This window comes from Pseudomonas urethralis (assembly GCF_021602465.1).
Lineage (GTDB): Bacteria > Pseudomonadota > Gammaproteobacteria > Pseudomonadales > Pseudomonadaceae > Aquipseudomonas > Aquipseudomonas vlassakiae.
In genome coordinates this window covers 1-255 of record NZ_BQIJ01000072.1, presented here as the reverse complement: position 1 = coordinate 255, position 255 = coordinate 1, and the positions used below count along the sequence as shown (strand labels likewise).

The following is a 255-nucleotide window of genomic DNA, read 5'->3' as shown; positions in this document are numbered from 1 at the left end:
AAAGTTGCGCCATGCAGAAGCAGTGTACGACGGGTAAGGAACGCCGGTTAAAGCGCTGGGAGCATGAAACGGTAGTCGAAGCGGTGCAGATCCGATTGGAGCATGATCCAGGAAAGATGAAAGTTCGTCGGCAAACGGTGGAGCATCCCTTCGGAACGCTCAAATACTGGATGGGAAGCACTCACTTCCTGACCAAAACCCTACCGAGGGTAAGCACCGAAATGAGCCTTCACGTGCTGGCTTACAACCTCAAAC

General features: G+C 52.9%; 1 protein-coding gene. It reads left to right on the top strand.

Features of this window, described 5'->3' with window-relative positions:
* Window positions 1–255 (top strand): transposase (locus L6D64_RS28255; RefSeq protein ID WP_236192672.1); only part of this gene is annotated, 255 nt, incomplete at both ends.